This window comes from Bacillus sp. FSL K6-0042 (assembly GCF_038006685.1).
GTDB classification, from domain to species: domain Bacteria; phylum Bacillota; class Bacilli; order Bacillales; family Bacillaceae_G; genus Bacillus_A; species Bacillus_A pseudomycoides.
In genome coordinates, this window is record NZ_JBBOVS010000001.1 from 3,633,509 (window position 1) to 3,654,001 (window position 20,493).

Genomic DNA, 20,493 nt, shown 5'->3' on the forward strand with positions numbered 1-20,493 from the left:
GATTAAATTTCCGTACATCAGACATAATAATGCTTAAGAAATTCCAATTAGGGCGAGAAATCGCAGTGTCAACTGCGGATATTGGGTGATTAAAATGTGGAAAACGCTTGTTTCTTATCTTCCAGATTGGAAAGTGTTTGTGCAAACTTTTATAGTATTTGTCGTTCCTTATGTGACCTCAAGAGTTTTTAGTTGGATCCGTACATTAGAGAAAGAGTGATGAGGATGAAAGAGAAGGAATCAAAGATGGGGCAACAAACCGATACATATCAGGATAAGCCTTTTCAAAACGTAACAGATTATTTTACAGGCGATTTTACCTTGGATCTAGAGCTTGTAAAAAAAGAAGTTAGTTATAACTCGGATGCCCACTTTCGAGAGTTTAACATAGGGGGGACAAATATTCGAGCGGCGCTTGTTTTTGTGGAGGGACTGTCGGATAAGGATCTCATTAATATGCATATTTTGAAGTCATTGATGTCTAATTTTTATGAAGAATATAAGAGTGCACCATCTTATGTGGAAGGTACCATTTCAAAAGAGTTTATTAAGAATCGCGTTCTTTCTATTAGTGAGGTAGAAGAAGTCTATTCTATAAAAGAGTTGATGGCAAAAGTGTTGATAGGTTCAACGGCACTTTTAGTTGATGGATTAGCAGGTGTATTAATTCTTGGTACAAAAAAAGGAAAAACACGCAATGTTGAAGAGCCGATATCAGAGGTGTCAGTTAGAGGTCCACGGGTAGGTTTCACAGAAGTTTTGTCTGATAATACTGCTCTTTTACGGCTACATGGCGAAAACGAGGGATTGTCATTAACAAAATTTTATGTAGGAGAGCGGGCAAAAAAAGAGTTGGTTATTGCCTATATGAAAGAGATTGCTAATTCGGAATTGGTAGAAGAGGTTAAGAAAAGAATTCAGAAAATCAATATTGATAATGTGCCAGAATCAGGATATGTGGAGCAGCTTATCGAAGATAATTACCTCAGCCCGTTTCCACAAGCACAGAGTACGGAGCGCCCTGATCGCGTCATCGCAGCGTTGATGGAAGGGCGTGTTGCGATTTTATTAGATGGAACACCTTTTGCCCTGATTGTTCCAGTTACATTTAGCATGCTGATGCAATCGCCCGAAGATTATTATGAACGTTGGATTCCAGGCACGTTTATCCGTTTATTGCGTTTTGGAGCAGCTATTATTTCTCTTTTTGCACCTGCTTTGTACATTTCCTTTATCTCATTTCATCCTGGATTAATTCCGACCAAGTTGGCTATTTCAATTCTTGGGGGACGGGAAGGAGTTCCGTTTCCTGCAATTATAGAAGCATTATTTATGGAAATAGCCATCGAAATTTTGCGGGAAGCAGGGCTACGCCTGCCTAAGCCGATTGGTTCAGCGATGGGAATTGTCGGTGGATTAATCATTGGACAGGCTGCCGTAGAAGCGGGAATTATTAGTCCAATTATGGTAATTGTAGTAGCGGCCACTGCTATTTCTTCCTTTGCGCTCGCTCATTATAGTGCGGCAATTCCACTACGGATCCTTCGCTTTGTAGCCATGTTTTGCGCTGCCATATTTGGACTATACGGAGTCATTCTGTTTTTTCTCGTTCTATGCAGTCATATAGCGAGATTGAAGAGTTTCGGCGTACCCTATGCCAGTCCAGCTGTTGTTTATCATGTAAGTGATTGGAAAGATTTCGTGATCCGCATGCCACTTCAGATGATGAAACGGCGCCCAAAAATGATGAATATGAAAGATTCGATACGAAAAGGAAGTGAAGAGGGATGATTACCAACTCTAAAGATCGAATTCCGACTTCGCAAGCGGCTGTCATTCTTATCAATTATATACTCGCAATAGGAATTCTCACCTTGCCCAGAACAGCTGCTGAGAAAGTAAACACACCAGATGTTTGGATAACCGTTATTTTAGGCGGATTAATTGCGATGGTTGCAGGGATAATCATCGTCAAATTAAGTCAACAATTCCCTGGAAAAACATTTTATCAATATAATCAAGAAATTGTAGGGAAATGGGTAGGAGCGATACTTAGTCTATTTATTATAGGTTACTTTTTTATGCTTTCTTCATTTGAAGTCAAAACGCTGGAAGGAATAACAAGTTTCTTTTTACTGGAAGGAACACCTGGGTGGGCTATTATCATGCCATTTATGTGGGTGAGTCTCTATTTAAACCTAGGCGGAATAAACTCGATAGCACGTTTATTTGAAATTATATTTCCAATTACAGTCTTTATTTTCTTGCTTACTTCCTTTATGAGCATTGGAATATTTGAGATAGACAATCTTCGTCCTGTATTAGGGTTAGGGATTATCCCAGCACTAAAAGGCTTAAAAACAACAACGCTTGCATATTCAGGTGCCGAAATCATGTTGCTCCTTTTGGCATTTATGAAACAACCACGCCAAGCTGTAAAAGTCGTTCTAATCGGAACTGCTATTCCCTTAATTTTTTATGTCATTACAGTTGTGATGGTTATAGGAACGTTTTCTGTCGATGGAGTGTTATTGAGAACATGGCCTACGATCGATCTTATGCGAAGTTTTGAACTCCCCGGTTTGATATTTGAACGGTTTGAGTCTTTGTTACTTGTGGTATGGATTATGCAAATCTTTGCAACTTACACAATCTGCTACTATGCTGCTGCTTTGGGACTGGCACAGCTCTTTAATAAAAATATTCATTCATTTTTGTATGGGTTACTCCCGGTTATTTATATCGTTGCTCAAATTCCGAAAAACATTAATGATCTATTTAAATTTGGGGATGTGATTGGTAATGCGGCGATGATATTATTTGGTATCCTACCACTGCTTCTCCTTGTAATTTCGAGATGGAGGAAGAGAAAGAATGAACCGAAGTGTGAATAATGTACGACTTCTTTTAGCTTTATCATCAGTTCTTTTACTTCTGGCTCTTACAGGGTGTTGGAGCAGTCATGAAATTGAAGAGCAGGGGTTCGCGGTAGGGCTGGCATTTGATAAAGGGAAGGAGACGAAAGTTGAGAAAGAGATAGAAGAACATGGAGGAGGTTATCGAAAAAGGAATCTTATAACATCGACCTATCAGTTTGTTAAACCAGAATTATCAGGTAAAGGAAAGGGCGGAGGGGGACAACAAAAAGCCTACATGAATGTTTCTGAAACAGGAGATTCTCTTCACCAATCGATTCGTGAAGTCGCATTAAGAAGGCAGCGTCCTATAATCTTCCATCACACGAAAGTCATTGTTGTTAGTGAAAGCCTTGCACGAATGTATAGTTTGAAGCAGTTACTGGATATTTATATCCGTGATAATGAGATGAGACCAAGTTGCCTCGTGTTAATTAGTAAGGGACGAGCTAGTGAGACATTGAAATCGAGGGAAGCAGGAGAAATTCCAGCGTTCCTTTTGCTTGGAATTGGGGATAATCAATATAGATCATCACGGATTTTACCTCCCGTGCCGCTTGCTAAATTACCAGGAAAGATACAATCAGGGGCTAGTTTTCTTTTGCCAAATGTGATTTCGGAAAATGGAGAAGTGAAATTTGCGGGAGCTGCCGTAATCAAAGGAAAGACAAAAAAGCTGCGCGGTTTTTTGAATGAAAATGAGTTAGAAGGCTTAACATGGATAACTGGGAAAGGGAAAAGCGGTCTGGTGAAAAGCTTTGATGAAAAGACAGGAAAACCCATCCTGTATGAAGTGAAATCTATGAAAAGTAAAATCCAACCCCACGTTAAAGGAAATAACATCTCTTTTGATGTGAACATCCAATCAGAGGGACGGCTGTCTGAAAACTGGGTCGCTTCAGGGGAACCTTTTGAAAATAAGTTTCTAAAAAGTGTAGAAAAGTCCACGAAACAAGAAGTGAATCGATTGGTGAAGCATACATTAAAAAAGATTCAAAAGGAATATCAGGTCGATGTCGCTGGCTTCGGTAACAGATTAAAAATTGAGTATCCAAAAGTATGGAAAAAGGTCGAAAAAGATTGGGATAAAACATTTAGTAAGGCTCCAATCAAATATAGCGTAAAGTTAACGATCCAGGACTATGGTACGGAAGGATCTTAGAAGTGAGATTTTTTATTGCATGACATAGTATGAGATAAATGAAAAAATGTTGGCGGAATAGTGAGTGACCTTCCGCCAACATTTTTTATGTTTATAATTTCCTAAGGGAGGTCTTTTAGTTTGTTGTAAGGCAAGATGTAGAATTGTATAAGTATATCTTCTCTTTATAAAGCTTTTCTTATTTCGCTACTTATTGTTTTTACACGCTCTTTATAATGTAGTTCTTTCTCAGCTATTTTCAGTCGATCAATGAAAAGATTAGCTAGCATTACCGCTGTATCCAACTGATAAAACGAGCGCACAATAGGGGGAAGAGAGTCGAAAATGACCTTATTTCCATATCCTTCTTTAAATTCTTCCCAATTGATCTCATTCGTTTCTAATATTCTCATTAGGTCTAATAGTGGATGACCAATCAATGCATTATCCCAGTCAACGATTGCTTTTACTTCTCCTTTGTAACCAATGAGGTTCACAGGTCGAATGTCCATATGTAGCAATCTTTTTAAAGAATCTCCTTCTTTTAATATTTGTTCAATTTCTGTTTCCTTGGGTAATTGAATGTTACAATTCGCAATTTGATTGAATGCTTCCATTCTTGTTACAAGGCGTTTGGCGAGTAGCTTACTGCAAGGTTCTTCATTTTCATTTTGATAAGTTAAATCCTCAATCGATATATTGTGAAGCTGGTGAGCGATTTCTCCGATTTTATAGGCGGAAATAGGGACAGAATCAGTCGCCACATAATCTGAAATCAAGAAATCTAGTTCTGTAGAAAGATGTAATTCATGAACTGCTGGTACCGAAAGGCCTTTAGAAAAGAAAAAATTAGAAAGTGCAGCCTCTTTTTGTAAGGAAATTAGGCTACTAAACAACCCGTCATTTAGGTTGTTAACCTCGCGCTCCCAAGGCACATGGAAAGCTAAGGGGCCTTTTTCAGAATCGCCCCGAAAAACAATATTTTGTACACCATTTCCTATGATGTCTAAATGTTTTACTGCTAGGTCTGGATACGTGTCAGTTAATATAATGTGTAACTTCTCTTTTAATTCTTCTGCTTTAGACTGCATATGAATCATTTTATTACCTCCTTATTTGCAAGGGTTTGGTTCTGATTATTCCGTTAATTTTATGTTATCATATATGATCTTTAGAGTAATGAAATATAAGCTCCCACTTATATAAAAAGGAAAAATAAAACCAATTGCTTTTCTCCTCATTATCTGCCAAGCTTAAGAAGATAAAATACTTCAGAGAAAGAAATTATAGGTGACGAATATGATTGAAATCAAGACTTCCGCACTTAGCGATGGAGAATTTAATAGAGGAGTATTCGCAAAGCGTGATATAAAAAAGGGCGAACTTCTACACGAAGCACCCGTTATCTCTTATCCGAATGAACAGCATGAGTTTATAGAGAAAACATTACTTGCTGACTACGCATTTGAGTATGGAGTGAATCATACGGCAATTCTTTTAGGTTACGGTATGTTATTTAATCATTCTTATACGCCGAATGCGACGTATGAGATCGTTTTTGAGAATCACACGTTTAAATTCTTTGCTTACAAGGATATAAAAGCAGGAGAAGAAATTCTGATCAACTATAATGGTGATGTTGATGATGATGAATTATTATGGTTTGATAGGGAAAAAGAAGAAAACGATAAATAATTAAGTGTAAAAAGAGCACATTCGATTGGATGTGCTCTTTTGTATGGAATAAAAATAAATATTTGAAACCAAACTGTACTTTCATCTATCTAATAAAGTGAAAGGAGGGGATACGATGGATGAAATAAAATTAGTCAAAAAGGCAAGAAAAGGTGACGATGCAGCTTTTGAACAGCTTATTAGCCTATACCAAGATCAGTTGTACCGCACTGCTTATCTGTATGTACAAAATAAAGAAGATGCACTGGACATTGTACAGGAAACAGTATATAAAGCGTACTTATCCATAGATCAATTAAAGAAACCAAACTATTTTTTGACATGGTTGACACGTATTCTTATACATAATGCTTATCAGTTACTAGGTGAAAAGAAAAAAGTGACGAAGATAGAGGATGGAAGAGAAGCGGATACATACGGCGGGATGCCAAACAAATTACATCAAATTGAACAAAATATCGATTTGCAGGAAGCAATTCAAAGGTTGGATGAAAATTACCAAACAGTAATCATCTTATATTATTATTATGATCTTCCAATTAATCAAATTGCTTGGCAAATGAATATACCAGAGGGAACAGTAAAGACGTATTTACACCGGGCAAGAAAATCTCTAAAAAAATTATTAGGGGGGAGTGATGAGAATTGGATAAGCAGTGGTTTAATGATGAAATAAATAAAGTCGATGTTCCGAAACAAGAATTGAATCTGACTATACAAAAAGGGATTGCTAGGGCGAAGGCGGAAAAACCAGTTAAAAAGATATATAAGAGGAGAAAAATTGCTTTGTTAACTGCCGCTTCAATCTGTATAGGTGTACTAGGCTCTGGATTTGTGTTTCCACAAATGAGCCGTGTCTTGGCGGAAGTTCCGATTATCGGGAAAATTTATTCGCATTTTCATGATACAATTGGTCAAAATCTGTCGGCAAGTAAGCTTGTAACAGAGTTAAATCAGCAGGCGGTGAGCAATGGGATTAGCGTAACAATGAATAGTGTTTATTATGATGGTGGTAGAATTGGCGTTACGTTTAAAGTAGATAATCCAGATCAAGTAGAGATCAGGCATAATTCTGCTAGAGGCTTTTACTATGATTTTAAACTTGTTGATGGAAGCCAAAAGTGGGGGAGGGCAGCTTCATTTGATGGCAAAATAACAAAAGACGGTTGGTTTGGGAATATTCACATTGATTATCCAGAAAAAGAGCTTCCCCAAAATACAACGTTACCCATTACGATTACATCTATCGGGGACACAAAAGGGTTTTGGAAATTTGATATCCCTGTACAGCAATTAGAAAATAAAATCATTAACCCTCAGCAATCCGTAAGTAGTGAAGATAAAGAACATACATTTAACTTTGAAAAGATTACGCTCGGAAAAGAATCCGTTGCTATCGACTATAAAGCAATATATCCACCTGCTGGAGAAAATGATTTAGCGAGAATTGGAAAAGTAACTGACGATAAAGGAAATGAAATTGATTTTAACACGTCAGGTATTGAATTTGGAAGAGAAAAATTTGGAAATCAGATAGAATCTAATGAACGATCTATTTTCGGGAAAATTCCAGAGGGAGCGGAATTTATTACGCTACATCCGAATGTGAGATTATCTGAAAAGCCGTCTATTCAGGCTTTAAATCAAAAGACGCCATTTGAAATACAAAGTACTCGTAGCGATTTGAAGATTGTCGTGAATAAAATTCAGCATAAAAAACAGCGATTAATTGTGCAATATACACTTCAAAATGCCGATACAAAACATAAGTCTATGGATGAATTGGTCAATTGTGGAGAAGTTATGAATTTAATTGATTCTTCATATGTAGATAAGGAATTTGCACCAATTGGTCATGTTATAAAAGGAAGCGATGTAAAGGTATTGAATAAGGAAAAGCTACAATTCCAAGCGACATTTAAGTTGGATGGGGAATATGGTGTAAAGAATTTTAGTCTAAAAAATTATGTGCTAGAAGTAGCAATGTCACCATATCATCCTGAAAAGCCATTACCACCAGTTCAAATTCAATTAAAGTAATCGAAAAAAGGATGCCCTTAACATATAAGGAGGCATCCTTTTATATTACAAAAGCCTTACAGTTTTGTAATGTCTATTTTTGATGTGACAAAATATAGACATTTTTATCAGTTTGAAAAGTTCCATCTTTAAACATATTTTTTCACATTGACATGCGATATAATAGAGTTTTGTAAAGGAAGAGATTAGATTTTAAATTTTTCTATCTTAAACTTGGTTATATCGGAAAATTTTTGAAGGTAAAGTTTTCTTCTCGATTTTTTGATAAGATAGAGACGGAAGTTATCTTACAAAACTATTTAGGTAATCTATGTGATGGCCGATTATCTACTTATTTTCAGCATGGCATTACATGTAGTGTAGTGAATGAACTTGTAAGCGGAATGGAAGAAAATAAGAGAAATGGTTTTAAAAATGCCGAAACTATATATCCATTTTGATTTTCCACCATATAAATCGCTGCTATGAAGAACAAAAGGTGACCTGTACTCATTTTCTCCTTTTGTTTTAACTTTGCAGGGGGCAGGAAGAGGGGCTGACCGCTTCTATGCATGGCTAGACGCCCTCTCTCACCTAAAAAGAAAGATTTTATGTCGGTTTTTCAATTTGTATTTATATATCGAGAGGATAGGCCATTAATTATTAATAGAAATAGAGGAATCATAGAATGAATATGCAGGAAGTATATAAATATTTACGTACAGTATTACCAGAAGAACATGTAAAACAAGATGAGATGTTAAAGAATCATACGCATATAAAAGTAGGGGGAAAAGCAGATGTGTTTGTACAGCCTACTACCTATACTGAAATTCAACAAGTTGTACAGTATGCAAATAAACACAACATTCCAATTACGTTTTTAGGAAACGGCTCGAATGTCATTATAAAAGACGGTGGTATTCGTGGGATTACATTAAGTTTGACTCATATTACGGATGTTACTGTGAACGAGCAGACAATTGTAGCACAAAGTGGTGCAGCGATTATTGATATATCAAGAATAGCATTAAAGCATTCTTTAACAGGTCTTGAATTTGCTTGTGGTATACCAGGGTCTGTTGGAGGGGCTTTATATATGAATGCAGGTGCATACGGTGGTGAGGTAGCATATGTATTAACAAAAGCGGTTGTCATGACAAAAGAGGGAGAGCTAATTACTCTTTCAAAAGACGACTTTGATTTTGGATATCGTAAAAGTACATTTGCCAATAATCATTACATCATACTTGAAGCTACATTTGAACTTGAGAATGGTGTATATGAAGAGATTAAAGAAAAAATGGATGATTTAACGTATAAAAGAGAATCGAAACAGCCATTAGAATATCCTTCATGCGGTAGTGTTTTCAAGCGTCCGCCTAATAACTTTGCTGGTAAGCTTATTCAAGACTCTGAGCTACAAGGAACGCGAATTGGCGGTGTGGAAGTTTCAACAAAACATGCTGGATTCATGGTAAACGTTGATAATGGAACGGCGCAAGATTATATCGATTTAATTCATTTCGTTCAAAAGACAGTTAAAGAGAAATGTGGTGTTACGTTAGAAAGAGAAGTAAGGATTATTGGAGAAGATTTAAATTAAATAATTTCTAAAAAAGTTTTTGGGTATAATTGACAATATGCTTTTCATTCACTATAATGGCTATAATTTAACATATTCAATACGTTGAAAGAGCCTAGTAGCAGTTTGTCACTGTTGTCGAGAAAGCTAGGGGTTGATGGAACCTAGCACAAACAAACTTGTGAATTACACTCTGGAGTATCTTAGGTAATGCTAAGCGGAGTAGCAATCGATATTATTGCTAAGAGTGGCATGAATAGTAGTATGATACTATTTGTGCAATCTGGGTGGTAACACGGTTCATAATCGTCCCTATGTCTAATGTAGACATAGGGGCTTTTTGTTTTTTAATTGGAATTTTAAATAGTAAAGGGGATGGGAAGACATGAACATTATTGATGAATTAGAATGGCGCGATGCCGTTAATCAACAAACTGATGCAGACGGATTACGTGAATTAATAGAAGAGAAAAGGATTTCCTTGTACTGTGGTGTAGATCCAACTGGTGACAGTATGCATATTGGACATTTAATTCCGTTTATGATGATGAAACGATTTCAATTAGCTGGACATCATCCGGTTATTTTAATTGGAGGAGCAACAGGAACAATTGGCGATCCAAGTGGACGACAAACAGAGCGTCAGTTACAAACATTAGCACAAGTGCAACATAATGTGGATGCTTTAACAGCACAAATGAAAAAGCTATTTGACTTTGGCGGTAATAGTGAAGTGAAAATGGTAAATAACTATGACTGGACGCATCAAATCAATATTATCGAGTTTTTACGAGACTACGGTAAAAACTTTAGTATAAATAGTATGTTAGCGAAAGATATTGTAGCAAGCCGTCTAGATACGGGGATTTCATTTACAGAATTCACATATCAAATATTACAAGCGATGGATTTCCATCACTTATACAAAGAAGAAGGTGTCCAATTACAGATCGGTGGTAGCGACCAGTGGGGAAATATTACGAGTGGTTTAGATTTAATTCGTAAATTAGAAGGGCATGAAGCAAAAGTATTTGGGTTAACAATTCCATTGTTATTAAAGTCAGACGGTACGAAATTCGGTAAGTCAGCAGGCGGAGCAGTTTGGTTAGATCCTGAAAAAACAACGCCATTTGAATTCTACCAGTTCTGGGTGAATACAGATGACCGTGATGTGGTTAAATACTTGAAATACTTTACGTTCTTAACGAAAGAGAGAATTGATGAATTAGTAGTTAAAGTGCAAACAGAGCCACATAAGCGTGAAGCGCAAAAAGTGCTAGCAGAAGAAATGACGAAATTTGTTCATGGTGAGCATGCACTGTCCCAAGCACTAAAAATTACAGCAGCATTATTTAGTGGGGATATTCAATCATTAACTGCGGATGAAATTGAACAAGGATTTAAAGATATGCCGACTTTCCATGCTTCAAAAGAAACAAAAAATATCGTTGAGTGGTTAGTTGATTTAAGAATTGAACCTTCTAGACGTCAAGCCAGAGAAGATATTAATAATGGAGCTATTTCTATGAACGGTGAAAAAGTGACGGATGTGAATACAAATGTTACAGCAGAAAATTCATTCGATGGAAGATTTGTTATTATCCGTAAAGGTAAAAAGAATTACAGCTTGGTGAAATTAGGAGAAGAAAGTTTGTTATAGAGTAGAAGTGAGGAGATATCTTCATTTCTACTTTTTTACTATACACAATTTCGCCACAAAAAAATCAGTATATTAAGACTATTATAGAGGTTTGTCGAGCCTTTTTGTCGAATAAAAATAATATATAAATCGCTGCCACAAAGAACAAAAGGAGCCTTGCACTCATCATCTCTCTTTGTTTTAAAATTGGCATGGGGCAGAAAAAGGCCCTGACCGCTCCTATGCATGGCTGGATGCTCTCTCCCATCTAAAAAGAAAGCTTTTAAAAATAAAAAAGCCCGAATCATGATTCGGGCTAGTAAACGGATTAGTAAGCTAAGCTGAATAATCCTTTAATGTGTGATAAGTAACGAACGTTACTTGCTTCTTTCATTAATGATGCTGGTAAGCCTTTAAGTGGAGTTGAGCTTGCTCCGATTGTAGCAACAGCATCTTTACGACCTAGACTTGCAAGTGTTCCAGAGTTTACTGGTGCAAACTCTTCGAATGCTTTGCCTTCTAGTGCTGCGTATAAGTTGTATCCAATTAACTCACCCATTTGCCAAGCGATTTGTGCAGTTGGTGGGTATGGGCGACCTTCTGGACCGAAGACAACAGCGCTGTCTCCAGCAACGAATACGTCTTTGTGAGAAGTAGATTGTAGGTATGCATCAACAGTTGCACGGCCACGGTTTACTTCAAGACCTGATTCACCGATTAATGGGTTACCTTGTACGCCACCTGTCCAAACGAATGTGTTTGCAACGATTTTTTGACCGTCTTTTAAGTCGATTTCATTGCCAGCAACGTTTGTTACAGGAAGACCTGTTAAGAATGTAACACCGCGTGCTTCTAAGCTAGTAGTTGCACGTTCAATTAAATGGTCAGGTAATACTGGAAGGATTTTTGGACCTGCTTCAACAAGAAGTAATTTTACTTCTTTAGGGTTTACGCCGTGGCTTTTTGCAAGTTTAGGCATAATGTCAGCAAGCTCACCAACTAGCTCAACGCCAGTTAATCCGCCACCACCGATTAAGATTGTAGCATCAGCTTCGTTTTTCGTTTTAGCGTATTCGCGAATACGGTCTTCAACGTGTTTGTAGATTTTGTTTGCATCAGCAGCAGATTTTAATACCATGCTGTTTTCTTCTAGTCCTGGAATGCCGAAGTAAGCAGTTTTACTTCCTAAAGCAACTACAAGTGCATCGTAAGATAAAGTAGTGCCACCAGCTAGTTTAATTTCTTTGCTATCAACTGAGAATGACTCAACTGTTGCAATTTTAAGATCGATGTCTTTGCCTTTGAAAAGTTTTTCAAGTGGCATTGCAACTGCTTGTTCAGAAACGTTACCTGCTGCTAGGCGGTGTAATTCTGTAATGATTTGGTGTGTTGGGTATTGGTTGATTACTGTAACTTGTGCTTCTGATTTGCTGTAATATTTACGTACATTTAAAGCAGCAAGAAGTCCGCCATAACCAGCGCCTAAGATGACAATTTGTTTTGACATAGTATGATATCTCCCGTCTTTACTAATTGTTGTTATAAGATAAATTATTTATTATTGCGTTCTGCACTAATTTGAAGATAAGCATTGATAAAACGGAACATTTTTTGTGCTTGTGGATCTTTTAGTAATTTTAACAGACCGAAAAGACCGATAACTTCAGAGCTTTCTTCAGCACGATCTTTTGCTTCGATAGCAGTTGCTGCCATGCTTTTCACTGTATCTTTTACAGGTTCTACAATCTCTTGGATTGCGCCAACAGTGTCGCTTTTTAATACTTCGTCAGTAGCAACAGTTTGAGCGAAGTCATAAGACTTAGTTAAAATGTTAACAAGCTCAGTTAATTTTGGAAGCTGTTCTACTAGTGTAGTTAATGACTCTTGTACCTCAGGTTTTAACAACTGATCAAGTACATCAAGTTGTCCTTGGCTAGCAGAAATTTGTAAAGATTCTTGTTCAGGCTTTGTTTGAGTGATAGTTTCTGGCATCTCCAATTCTCCTTTACGATAGCAATACTCTTATTTTTTTAGAAATAAAACATTCCTATTACAGGTAAGCGCTAGCAAAAATTTGCGAAACTTTATGCAAAGCTTCACAAAACGCAATAAAATGCCTTTAAATTTATGATTACAAGTAGAAGGCAATCATAAATCTAAAACCATAATTTCTTACCTATTATTTATGAACTTGTCCGATACATGGCTTGTCCCTATAATGGAAAGTTCCTTTATCGGAAAGTGTATATAATATATATCCTTTATTATATACTATATACACCCAGGTTAACATAAAAATGATCCCTAATTATTTGACTTTGAGTCCATAACTTAGTATTAGCAAGGGAAAAAAGCATATATTTTATTTTACTGTTACCTAAAATGTACTGAATTATAGAGAGGAAAAGGAAAAAATGAGCAAATGAATGTTCATTTTTTCCTTTTTTTCTGATTAAGATTGATTTGTTTGCGGGATAAGCATGGACGAATCCCCATTCTTTTCTAGGTGACATTCACCCCAAGTGCAAAGAGAATCAAGAATTGCTTCTAAAGACCAACCATAGTCAGTAAGAGAGTACTCAACTTTTGGTGGGACTTGATTATAAACCTTCCTTTGAATAACTCCATCTTCTTCTAATTCACGTAATTGTTGTGTGAGCATCTTTTGCGTAATGCCAGGCATTAAACGCTTTAATTCACTTGTTCGTTTTGTTCCTTTTGTTAAGTGACAAAGAATAACGACCTTCCATTTTCCGCCGATTACTTCTAAGGTTGCTTCTACAGGAATATTATATTTCTTCATAATTACAACCTCCGTTAAAAAATTTTTATACTCACATATGGAAATTTTTCCTTATGTTACTTTTTAGTGCCTATAGTACTTTAAAGTGCGTTCTTTCGAAAAAGAATGAAACCATTCATAATAGCAGTTGTGAGCAGTAAAACTGTGTTTATTAGCAGATAAAAGGGCCTTTTTATCATACTATTATGATTGGATTTCTCATATTAAGGAGGAATTCGATTGAGTTCATATACAGTACCGTCTTCAGATGTTCAAACAAATAGAAGAAGTGTGTTTGCTTTATTAGCATTAGCGATTAGTGCGTTTGGCATTGGTACAACTGAATTTATTAGCGTCGGTTTATTGCCATCTATTTCGAACGATTTACATGTTTCAGTTACAACAGCAGGTTTAACCGTGTCTTTATATGCGCTAGGAGTAGCATTTGGCGCTCCTGTATTAACGTCGTTGACAGCTAGTATGTCACGGAAAACATTATTAATGTGGATTATGATTGTTTTCATTATTGGTAATGGTATTGCAGGAGTGGCAACAGGCTTTGGTGTACTGCTTGTTGCGAGAGTTGTATCTGCATTTGCGCATGGAGTATTTATGTCGATAGGTTCAACAATCGCTGCAGCTCTTGTACCAGAAGATAAACGTGCTAGTGCAATTGCTTTTATGTTCACAGGCTTAACAGTCGCAACTATCACAGGTGTACCAATTGGAACATTTATAGGTCAACAATTTGGCTGGAGAGCTTCGTTTATGGTTATCGTAGCAATTGGAATCGTTGCCCTTATCGCAAACAGTTTGTTAATTCCATCTAGTTTAAAAAAAGGTACGTCTGTATCATTTCGCGATCAATTTAAATTAATAACAAACGGAAGACTATTACTTGTTTTCGTAATTACCGCATTAGGGTACGGCGGAACATTTGTAACATTTACGTACTTGTCTTCATTATTACAAGAGGTGACAGGGTTTAAAGCAAGTACAGTTACAATCATTTTGTTAGTATATGGGATTGCAATTGCGATTGGGAATATGATTGGTGGAAAACTATCGAACCATAATCCAATTCGTGCATTATTCTATATGTTTTTCATTCAAGCGATTGTGCTATTCGTACTCACATTTACGGCGCCGTTTAAAGTGGCGGGGCTTATTACGATTATTTTAATGGGATTATTCGCGTTTATGAATGTTCCAGGATTACAAGTGTATGTTGTGATATTAGCTGAACGCTTTGTTCCGAGCGCTGTAGATGTTGCTTCTGCAATTAACATTGCCTCCTTTAATGCAGGGATTGCTCTTGGGGCTTACCTTGGTGGCATTGTAACGAATTCATTAGGGTTAATTCATACAGCGTGGGTCGGCGCAATTATGGTAGTTGGTGCAGTCATATTAACGGCATGGGGTATGGGATTAGAAAAACGAGATCAGGCAAAAAGTTAGTATTCATAAGTGAACCATATTATACAAATAAAAAGATGAAGGAGAGAAAAAGAATATGATTAAGAATTTACAAGATCGTGTAGCGTTGCATAACGGCGTGGAAATGCCTGGGTTTGGTTTAGGTGTATTTAAAGTAGAAGAAGGACCTGAACTTGTTAATGCAGTGAAAACAGCGATTAAACAAGGATATCGTAGCATTGATACAGCGTCGATTTATGCAAATGAAAAAGCGGTAGGAGAAGGAATCCGTGAAGGGATAAAAGAGGCAGGCGTCTCAAGAGAAGACTTATTTATTACTTCAAAAGTATGGAATAGAGATCAAGGATATGAAGAAACGTTAGCTGCATATGAAGAAAGTCTAAAAAAACTAGAGCTTGATTATTTAGATTTATACCTTGTTCATTGGCCTGTAGAAGGAAAATATAAAGATACGTGGAGAGCATTAGAAAAGTTATATAAAGAAGGACGCGTACGTGCAATTGGCGTGAGTAACTTCCAAATCCATCATTTGAAAGATGTAATGGAAGGGGCAGAAGTGAAACCGATGATTAACCAAGTAGAATATCATCCGCGTTTAACGCAAAAAGAATTGCGGGACTTCTGTCGTGAACAAGGTATTCAAATGGAGGCTTGGTCACCTCTTATGCAAGGGCAGTTACTAGATAATCCTGCGTTACAAGAGATTGCAGATAAATATGGAAAAACAACTGCGCAAATTATCTTGCGCTGGGATTTACAAAATGAAGTTGTAACGATTCCAAAATCAACAAAAGAGCACCGTATTATTCAAAATGCGGACATATTTAATTTTGAATTAACAAAAGAAGATATGGAACAAATTGATGCGTTAAATCAGAATCATCGCGTTGGTCCAGATCCGGATAACTTTGATTTCTAAAATGAACAGAGGAGAAGGGCACAAAAAATTTGTGCTCTTCTTTTTAATTGCAGAAAACTAAAAATTCAAACAAAACATTTACTCTGTATATGAAATAGGATATCTTAAATTTATAATATGAAATTTTCCTAGGGAGGCACATATGAACAATCATCGTACAAATCATTTCCGCATGTTAATTGTTACTGCACTATTTGCTGCTATTATTGGTATTTTGGCCCAAGTTACAATTCCTCTGCCGCTCGTTCCGATAACAGGACAAACATTAGCGATTGGTCTTACTGCTACAATTTTAGGTTCACGCTATGGCACTTTATCTGTACTGTTATATGTTTTAATTGGTGCAACTGGAATTCCTGTTTATGCTGGGTTTAGTGGCGGTTTATCCGTTTTATTTGGTCCTACAGGCGGCTTCCTATTAGCCTTCATTCCAACTGCTTTTTTAATTGGTTTGTTAACTGAGAAGACAAAGCTTACATTTTGGAATTCGTTAATGGCAAATGTTTTAGGAATGTTTGTGACATTAACGATTGGGACTGTATTCTTAAAGTATGTGGCATCGCTAGGATGGCAAGCTGCTTTCATGGGTGGTTTTGTGCCCTTCCTTATTGTAGGTGTAATAAAAGCTGCATTAGCTGCATGGGTTGGGATTCAGGTAAGAGGAGCGTTAGTGCGTTCGAAATTATTATTGCAAGAAAACTAAATGATGATAGAAACACGCGTAGAATGATCTCTGCGCGTGTTTTTTTATAGCGTCTTAAGAAGGGAAAAGTAATGTATAAAAAGACTTTTTAACTAGATACTATACAGTAGTAAATTTGTTATTTTATAAGGGGTTGTGAACATGAATATTAAACAATCGTATAAGTTATTGGTTGCTTTTTTGAGTGTTTTATTTGTATTTGCGAATTTATTATTCCCACTCCAAAAAGCATTCGCGGAAGTAATGGATCACACAAAGTACGAAATGGATTGGAGTTATAGTAAGTCAAAAAAGAAACCAATCCGAACAGAACTTATCAAAACAGCAGATGGAAAAATCGCCTTTTGCTTGAATGTAGATTTGAAATCACCAAGCGGTCAAGATTTACCCGAAATGGGGAAAGTGGATATTGGTGTATATCGCGTGTTATTAAATGGATATCCGCAAAAGAGTCCACAGGAATTAGGTGTCTCCGATTGGAGAGAGGCGCATTATGCGACACAGCTCGCTGTATGGAATGCGCTGGGACAAGTGGATATTAATGATTTAGATTTTCGTAATAAAAATGTAGAAAAAGTAATGAAAGATATTGTTGCGAAAGCAAAGAGCAGTGAAGAAGTACAAGAAATTACGATGAGTGTTACGCCGTCAGAAAAGCAAGAAGCGGTATTAAAAGATGAGTTCTTCGAAACAGATTTATATACGGTGCAAACAAATGCGAAAAGTGGAACGTACCAAGTGCAAGCAACTGGTGCGCCTGCAGGAGTTAAATTTGTGAATGAAAAGGGCGAAACAAAAACACAGTTTAATGTGGGGGAAAAGTTCCGTATTTTAATTCCGAAAGAGACAGCATCTGGTGAATTTAGCTTTAAAGTATCGGGAACTTTAACAAGATTACAAGGTATCGCGCATAAGGGAACACCGAAAATTCAAGATGCGGTAGTTTTATTAGAGCGCAGTGAAGAGAAAATAAGCCCGGATTTAGCGGTAAGCTGGAAAAAGGCTGAAGTTCCGCAGAAACCGAATAAACCTTATAAACGATAAAAAAGCGCTGGCGTTTGCCAGCGCTTTTTTCTATTATTATTCAGCTTCTGATACAACTGTGAAGCGTTCGTTCGCGTGTTTTGGATTTTCGATTTCATCAAGTGCAGCTACAGCGAAGTCTTCGTAACTTACATAGCTGTCGCCTTTTTCGTTAACAAGAAGGTGATCTTTACCTGCTTTGTAAGAGTCAGTACGTTTTCCTAATGCAAATAGAGCAGAAGGGCTAATGAATGTCCAAGTGATATCGTTTGTTTGTTGTAAGATCTCTAGGTTTTTCCCTTGGTTTTGAGCAGTTGCAAGGTATTCATTTGGGAAACCTGGTGTATCAAATACACGTGTTGTTTTTGCATCATCTACAAATAAACTTCCAGCGCCTCCGACAACAAGTAACTTCGTATTAGGTGCACCTTTCATTGCCTCAATTAATACGTTCCCTGCATCTACGTGAAGATGTTCACTTCCAGCAGGAGCGCCAAACGCATTCACGATTATGTCAAATGCTTGTATGTCATTAGCAGTAAGATCGAAAACATCTTTTTCTAAAACTTTTACATTATTCTCTGTGATTTTTGCAGCGTTTCTTACGATTGCAGTAACTTCATGACCGCGATCAAGTGCTTCTTTCATAATACGACTTCCAGCTTTTCCGTTTGCTCCGATAATTCCGATTTTCATAATATATACCTCCAAATGTTTAATAGAATAAATGCCTAAAATGTATGTGCAAAAATGAATCGAAGTAGTTAAGCAAGTTTGATACCACTAGTTGTAACTAGTATAGTTACAGAGTTAGTTTTTGTCAATCGCTTTGTTTATGAGAAATATTTCTTCAAGTAGTATGTGCGTTTCTAAAAATAAGAAGTCATATTTCTTAACAAGTAACACGATTGTGTTATAAAACCTAACATTTGGAAGTGATAATCTGTCGAAAAATGTTGATTTTTGAATATTTTTTAAATATAATTCAATTTATGAGAAGAAAAGGGAGGGACTAATCGTATGAATATTTTAGAACAGTTCGTTTCATCAACGAATACGATTCTTTGGTCATATATTCTTATCGCAATGTTAATAGGCTTAGGGCTTTATTTTTCTATTAAATTGAAATTCGTACAAATTACCCATCTAGGCGAAATGGTACGATTAATGAGTGATGGATTAACTGGAAAGACACGTAAAAAGGGCAGCGTATCTTCTTTCCAAGCTTTCTGTATGAGTTCAGCAGCCCGCATTGGGATCGGGAACTTGGCTGGTGTGGCACTAGCTATTTCTATGGGAGGACCCGGCGCAGTCTTTTGGATGTGGGTAATTGCAATTATCGGGGCATCCTCAAGCTTTGTAGAAAGTACACTTGCACAGATTTATAAAGTAAAAGATGGCAGCGGCTTCCGTGGTGGTCCTGCTTATTATATGGAAAAAGGTTTAAATAAACGTTGGATGGGAATTTGGTTTTCTATTCTGATTACAATTAGTTACGGTTTAATTTTCAACTCAGTACAGGCAAATACAGTTACGCTAGCATTTAAAAATGCATTCGGTTTAGAGCGTTATGTTGTAGGAATCGCATTAGCTGTATTAGTCGCGGTTATTATTTTTGGCGGTGTTAAAAGTATTGCACGTATGTCAGAGATGATCGTTCCACCAATGGCAATTCTTTATATAGCAGTAGCTGTTTTCGTTGTTATTAAAAACTTCTATTTACTACCAGATGTCTTTACGGAAATCTTTAAAGGTGCATTCGGTTTAGATTCAGCTGTAGGTGGCGGTATTGGAGCAGCGATGAAGTATGGTATTCAGCGCGGATTATTTGCGAATGAAGCAGGTATGGGTAGTGCGCCGAATGCGGCTGCGACAGCAGATGTAACACACCCAGCTAAACAAGGATTTATTCAAACAATTGGAGTTTTAGTAGACACATTTTTAGTATGTACATCAACAGCATTTATCGTACTATGCTCTGAAGCATATAAGGCAACGAATTTAGAAGGAATTGAATTAACACAAAAGGCGCTAAGCTCACAAATTGGTCCATGGGCAAGTAGCTTCTTAGCGATTATTATTTTCCTATTTGCGTTTAGCTCACTTCTAGGAAACTATTATTATGGTGAAACAAATATCGAATTCATTAAGAAAAGTAAAACATGGTTAATGATTTACCGTGCTGCAGTAGTTGGAATGATTCTATTCGGTTCTGTTGCAACGCTTCAAATTGTTTGGAGTATGGCAGACTTATTTATGGGGTTAATGGTAATCACAAACTTAATTGCGATTACACTTCTTGGCCGATTTGCATATGCTGCGTTGGCAGACTATGTAAAGCAAAAGAAACAAGGAAAAGATCCGGTCTTCAACGCGGATTCTATTCCAGGTTTAACAAATACAGAGTGCTGGGACAAGCCAGTGGTAGAAAAAGAAAAAGCTGTATAATGAAATGGGAAACGAGCATCAAGTCGAACTTGATGCTCGTTTTTTGATGGGGATAAATTAGGTGGATGAGGTAAAAGACGAACGTTAACTTGAGTTTTATAAGAAAATGTATTTTTTTTAGAAATATGAAGATGTGAGTTGGAATTTGTGTTAGAATGGATAATGGCTTCGGAGATAAGAGGTTAGC

Annotated in this window: 18 protein-coding genes and 1 other annotated feature; of the genes, 13 read left to right on the forward strand and 5 right to left on the reverse strand. The window is 36.8% G+C overall.

Annotation, left to right across the window (positions count from 1 at the left end):
- Positions 1–246 precede the first annotated feature (246 nt).
- Genes MHH45_RS18525 through MHH45_RS18535 form a run of 3 tightly spaced genes read left to right on the forward strand, consistent with a single transcriptional unit; the run spans position 247 to position 4,077 of the window.
- Entirely contained in the window at positions 247–1,791 is a 1,545-nt protein-coding gene (locus MHH45_RS18525; protein WP_016112469.1) for a spore germination protein, read from the forward strand.
- Positions 1,788–2,894 (forward strand): spore germination protein, encoded by a 1,107-nt coding sequence (locus MHH45_RS18530; protein WP_016112468.1) that lies wholly within the window; start codon positions 1,788–1,790, stop codon positions 2,892–2,894. The genes MHH45_RS18525 and MHH45_RS18530 overlap by 4 nt, the downstream gene beginning before the upstream one ends.
- A complete protein-coding gene (locus MHH45_RS18535; RefSeq protein WP_016112467.1) occupies positions 2,875–4,077 on the forward strand; it encodes a Ger(x)C family spore germination protein in 1,203 nt (400 codons plus the stop codon). The genes MHH45_RS18530 and MHH45_RS18535 overlap by 20 nt, the downstream gene beginning before the upstream one ends.
- A gap of 164 nt (positions 4,078–4,241) precedes the next feature.
- Here MHH45_RS18535 and MHH45_RS18540 read toward each other — a convergent pair whose 3' ends face one another.
- Positions 4,242–5,156, reverse strand: a complete 915-nt coding sequence (locus MHH45_RS18540) for a phosphotransferase family protein (protein WP_016112466.1) — start codon at positions 5,154–5,156, stop codon at positions 4,242–4,244.
- Between the two features lie 199 nt (positions 5,157–5,355).
- On the opposite strand from MHH45_RS18540, the gene MHH45_RS18545 reads away from it, so the two are divergent.
- The 5 genes from MHH45_RS18545 (at position 5,356) to tyrS (ending at position 11,015) form a co-directional block, all read left to right on the forward strand.
- Entirely contained in the window at positions 5,356–5,751 is a 396-nt protein-coding gene (locus tag MHH45_RS18545; protein WP_003201985.1) for an SET domain-containing protein, read from the forward strand.
- A 115-nt stretch (positions 5,752–5,866) separates the two neighbouring features.
- Positions 5,867–6,427, forward strand: a complete 561-nt coding sequence (locus MHH45_RS18550; protein WP_016112465.1) for a sigma-70 family RNA polymerase sigma factor — start codon at positions 5,867–5,869, stop codon at positions 6,425–6,427.
- Positions 6,397–7,791 (forward strand): DUF4179 domain-containing protein, encoded by a 1,395-nt coding sequence (locus MHH45_RS18555; protein WP_016112464.1) that lies wholly within the window; start codon positions 6,397–6,399, stop codon positions 7,789–7,791. The genes MHH45_RS18550 and MHH45_RS18555 overlap by 31 nt, the downstream gene beginning before the upstream one ends.
- Before the next feature lie 667 nt (positions 7,792–8,458).
- A complete protein-coding gene (gene murB / locus MHH45_RS18560) occupies positions 8,459–9,376 on the forward strand; it encodes a UDP-N-acetylmuramate dehydrogenase (protein WP_016112461.1) in 918 nt (305 codons plus the stop codon).
- Positions 9,377–9,451: 75 nt separating this feature from the next.
- Positions 9,452–9,672 (forward strand) — a binding site (T-box leader).
- A 68-nt stretch (positions 9,673–9,740) separates the two neighbouring features.
- Complete coding sequence (tyrS, locus tag MHH45_RS18565) at positions 9,741–11,015, forward strand: tyrosine--tRNA ligase (protein ID WP_016112460.1); 1,275 nt, start codon at positions 9,741–9,743, stop codon at positions 11,013–11,015.
- 307 nt (positions 11,016–11,322) lie between these two features.
- On the opposite strand, the gene MHH45_RS18570 is transcribed toward tyrS, so the two are convergent.
- From MHH45_RS18570 to MHH45_RS18580, 3 genes are all read right to left on the reverse strand, one after another.
- Complete coding sequence (locus MHH45_RS18570; RefSeq protein ID WP_016112459.1) at positions 11,323–12,501, reverse strand: NAD(P)/FAD-dependent oxidoreductase; 1,179 nt, start codon at positions 12,499–12,501, stop codon at positions 11,323–11,325.
- Between the two features lie 44 nt (positions 12,502–12,545).
- The gene (locus MHH45_RS18575) at positions 12,546–12,986 is read right to left on the reverse strand and encodes a DUF1641 domain-containing protein (protein ID WP_003201998.1); all 441 of its coding nucleotides are present in this window, start codon (positions 12,984–12,986) and stop codon (positions 12,546–12,548) included.
- Positions 12,987–13,446: 460 nt separating this feature from the next.
- Positions 13,447–13,797 carry a winged helix-turn-helix transcriptional regulator gene (locus MHH45_RS18580; RefSeq protein ID WP_016112458.1) on the reverse strand — a complete coding sequence of 117 codons (351 nt, stop codon included), beginning with the start codon at positions 13,795–13,797 and terminating at the stop codon, positions 13,447–13,449.
- A gap of 219 nt (positions 13,798–14,016) precedes the next feature.
- Between MHH45_RS18580 and MHH45_RS18585 the strand changes: the two genes are divergently transcribed.
- From MHH45_RS18585 to MHH45_RS18600, 4 genes are all read left to right on the forward strand, one after another.
- On the forward strand, positions 14,017–15,234 hold the full coding sequence (locus tag MHH45_RS18585; RefSeq protein ID WP_016112457.1) for an MFS transporter: 1,218 nt from the start codon (positions 14,017–14,019) through the stop codon (positions 15,232–15,234).
- 55 nt (positions 15,235–15,289) lie between these two features.
- Positions 15,290–16,132 (forward strand): aldo/keto reductase, encoded by an 843-nt coding sequence (locus MHH45_RS18590; protein WP_016131095.1) that lies wholly within the window; start codon positions 15,290–15,292, stop codon positions 16,130–16,132.
- 142 nt (positions 16,133–16,274) lie between these two features.
- Positions 16,275–16,835 (forward strand): biotin transporter BioY, encoded by a 561-nt coding sequence (locus MHH45_RS18595; RefSeq protein WP_016131094.1) that lies wholly within the window; start codon positions 16,275–16,277, stop codon positions 16,833–16,835.
- A gap of 141 nt (positions 16,836–16,976) precedes the next feature.
- The gene (locus MHH45_RS18600) at positions 16,977–17,879 is read left to right on the forward strand and encodes a thioester domain-containing protein (RefSeq protein ID WP_016131093.1); all 903 of its coding nucleotides are present in this window, start codon (positions 16,977–16,979) and stop codon (positions 17,877–17,879) included.
- A 36-nt stretch (positions 17,880–17,915) separates the two neighbouring features.
- On the opposite strand, the gene MHH45_RS18605 is transcribed toward MHH45_RS18600, so the two are convergent.
- A complete protein-coding gene (locus tag MHH45_RS18605; RefSeq protein WP_088094070.1) occupies positions 17,916–18,554 on the reverse strand; it encodes an NAD(P)-dependent oxidoreductase in 639 nt (212 codons plus the stop codon).
- A gap of 324 nt (positions 18,555–18,878) precedes the next feature.
- Between MHH45_RS18605 and MHH45_RS18610 the strand changes: the two genes are divergently transcribed.
- Positions 18,879–20,306, forward strand: a complete 1,428-nt coding sequence (locus MHH45_RS18610) for an alanine/glycine:cation symporter family protein (RefSeq protein ID WP_088094071.1) — start codon at positions 18,879–18,881, stop codon at positions 20,304–20,306.
- The last annotated feature ends 187 nt before the right edge of the window (positions 20,307–20,493 follow it).

Excerpts from the sequence above, each read along its gene's own strand:
- MHH45_RS18540 (WP_016112466.1), bottom strand. The coding sequence starts at position 5,156 with ATGATTCATATGCAGTCTAAAGCAGAAGAATTAAAAGAGAAGTTACAC.
- MHH45_RS18595 (WP_016131094.1), top strand. The coding sequence starts at position 16,275 with ATGAACAATCATCGTACAAATCATTTCCGCATGTTAATTGTTACTGCA.
- MHH45_RS18550 (WP_016112465.1), top strand. The coding sequence starts at position 5,867 with ATGGATGAAATAAAATTAGTCAAAAAGGCAAGAAAAGGTGACGATGCA.
- MHH45_RS18610 (WP_088094071.1), top strand. The coding sequence starts at position 18,879 with ATGAATATTTTAGAACAGTTCGTTTCATCAACGAATACGATTCTTTGG.
- MHH45_RS18605 (WP_088094070.1), bottom strand. The coding sequence starts at position 18,554 with ATGAAAATCGGAATTATCGGAGCAAACGGAAAAGCTGGAAGTCGTATT.
- MHH45_RS18525 (WP_016112469.1), top strand. The coding sequence starts at position 247 with ATGGGGCAACAAACCGATACATATCAGGATAAGCCTTTTCAAAACGTA.
- tyrS (WP_016112460.1), top strand. The coding sequence starts at position 9,741 with ATGAACATTATTGATGAATTAGAATGGCGCGATGCCGTTAATCAACAA.
- MHH45_RS18600 (WP_016131093.1), top strand. The coding sequence starts at position 16,977 with ATGAATATTAAACAATCGTATAAGTTATTGGTTGCTTTTTTGAGTGTT.
- MHH45_RS18535 (WP_016112467.1), top strand. The coding sequence starts at position 2,875 with ATGAACCGAAGTGTGAATAATGTACGACTTCTTTTAGCTTTATCATCA.
- MHH45_RS18575 (WP_003201998.1), bottom strand. The coding sequence starts at position 12,986 with ATGCCAGAAACTATCACTCAAACAAAGCCTGAACAAGAATCTTTACAA.
- MHH45_RS18580 (WP_016112458.1), bottom strand. The coding sequence starts at position 13,797 with ATGAAGAAATATAATATTCCTGTAGAAGCAACCTTAGAAGTAATCGGC.
- MHH45_RS18590 (WP_016131095.1), top strand. The coding sequence starts at position 15,290 with ATGATTAAGAATTTACAAGATCGTGTAGCGTTGCATAACGGCGTGGAA.
- MHH45_RS18545 (WP_003201985.1), top strand. The coding sequence starts at position 5,356 with ATGATTGAAATCAAGACTTCCGCACTTAGCGATGGAGAATTTAATAGA.
- murB (WP_016112461.1), top strand. The coding sequence starts at position 8,459 with ATGAATATGCAGGAAGTATATAAATATTTACGTACAGTATTACCAGAA.
- MHH45_RS18570 (WP_016112459.1), bottom strand. The coding sequence starts at position 12,501 with ATGTCAAAACAAATTGTCATCTTAGGCGCTGGTTATGGCGGACTTCTT.
- MHH45_RS18530 (WP_016112468.1), top strand. The coding sequence starts at position 1,788 with ATGATTACCAACTCTAAAGATCGAATTCCGACTTCGCAAGCGGCTGTC.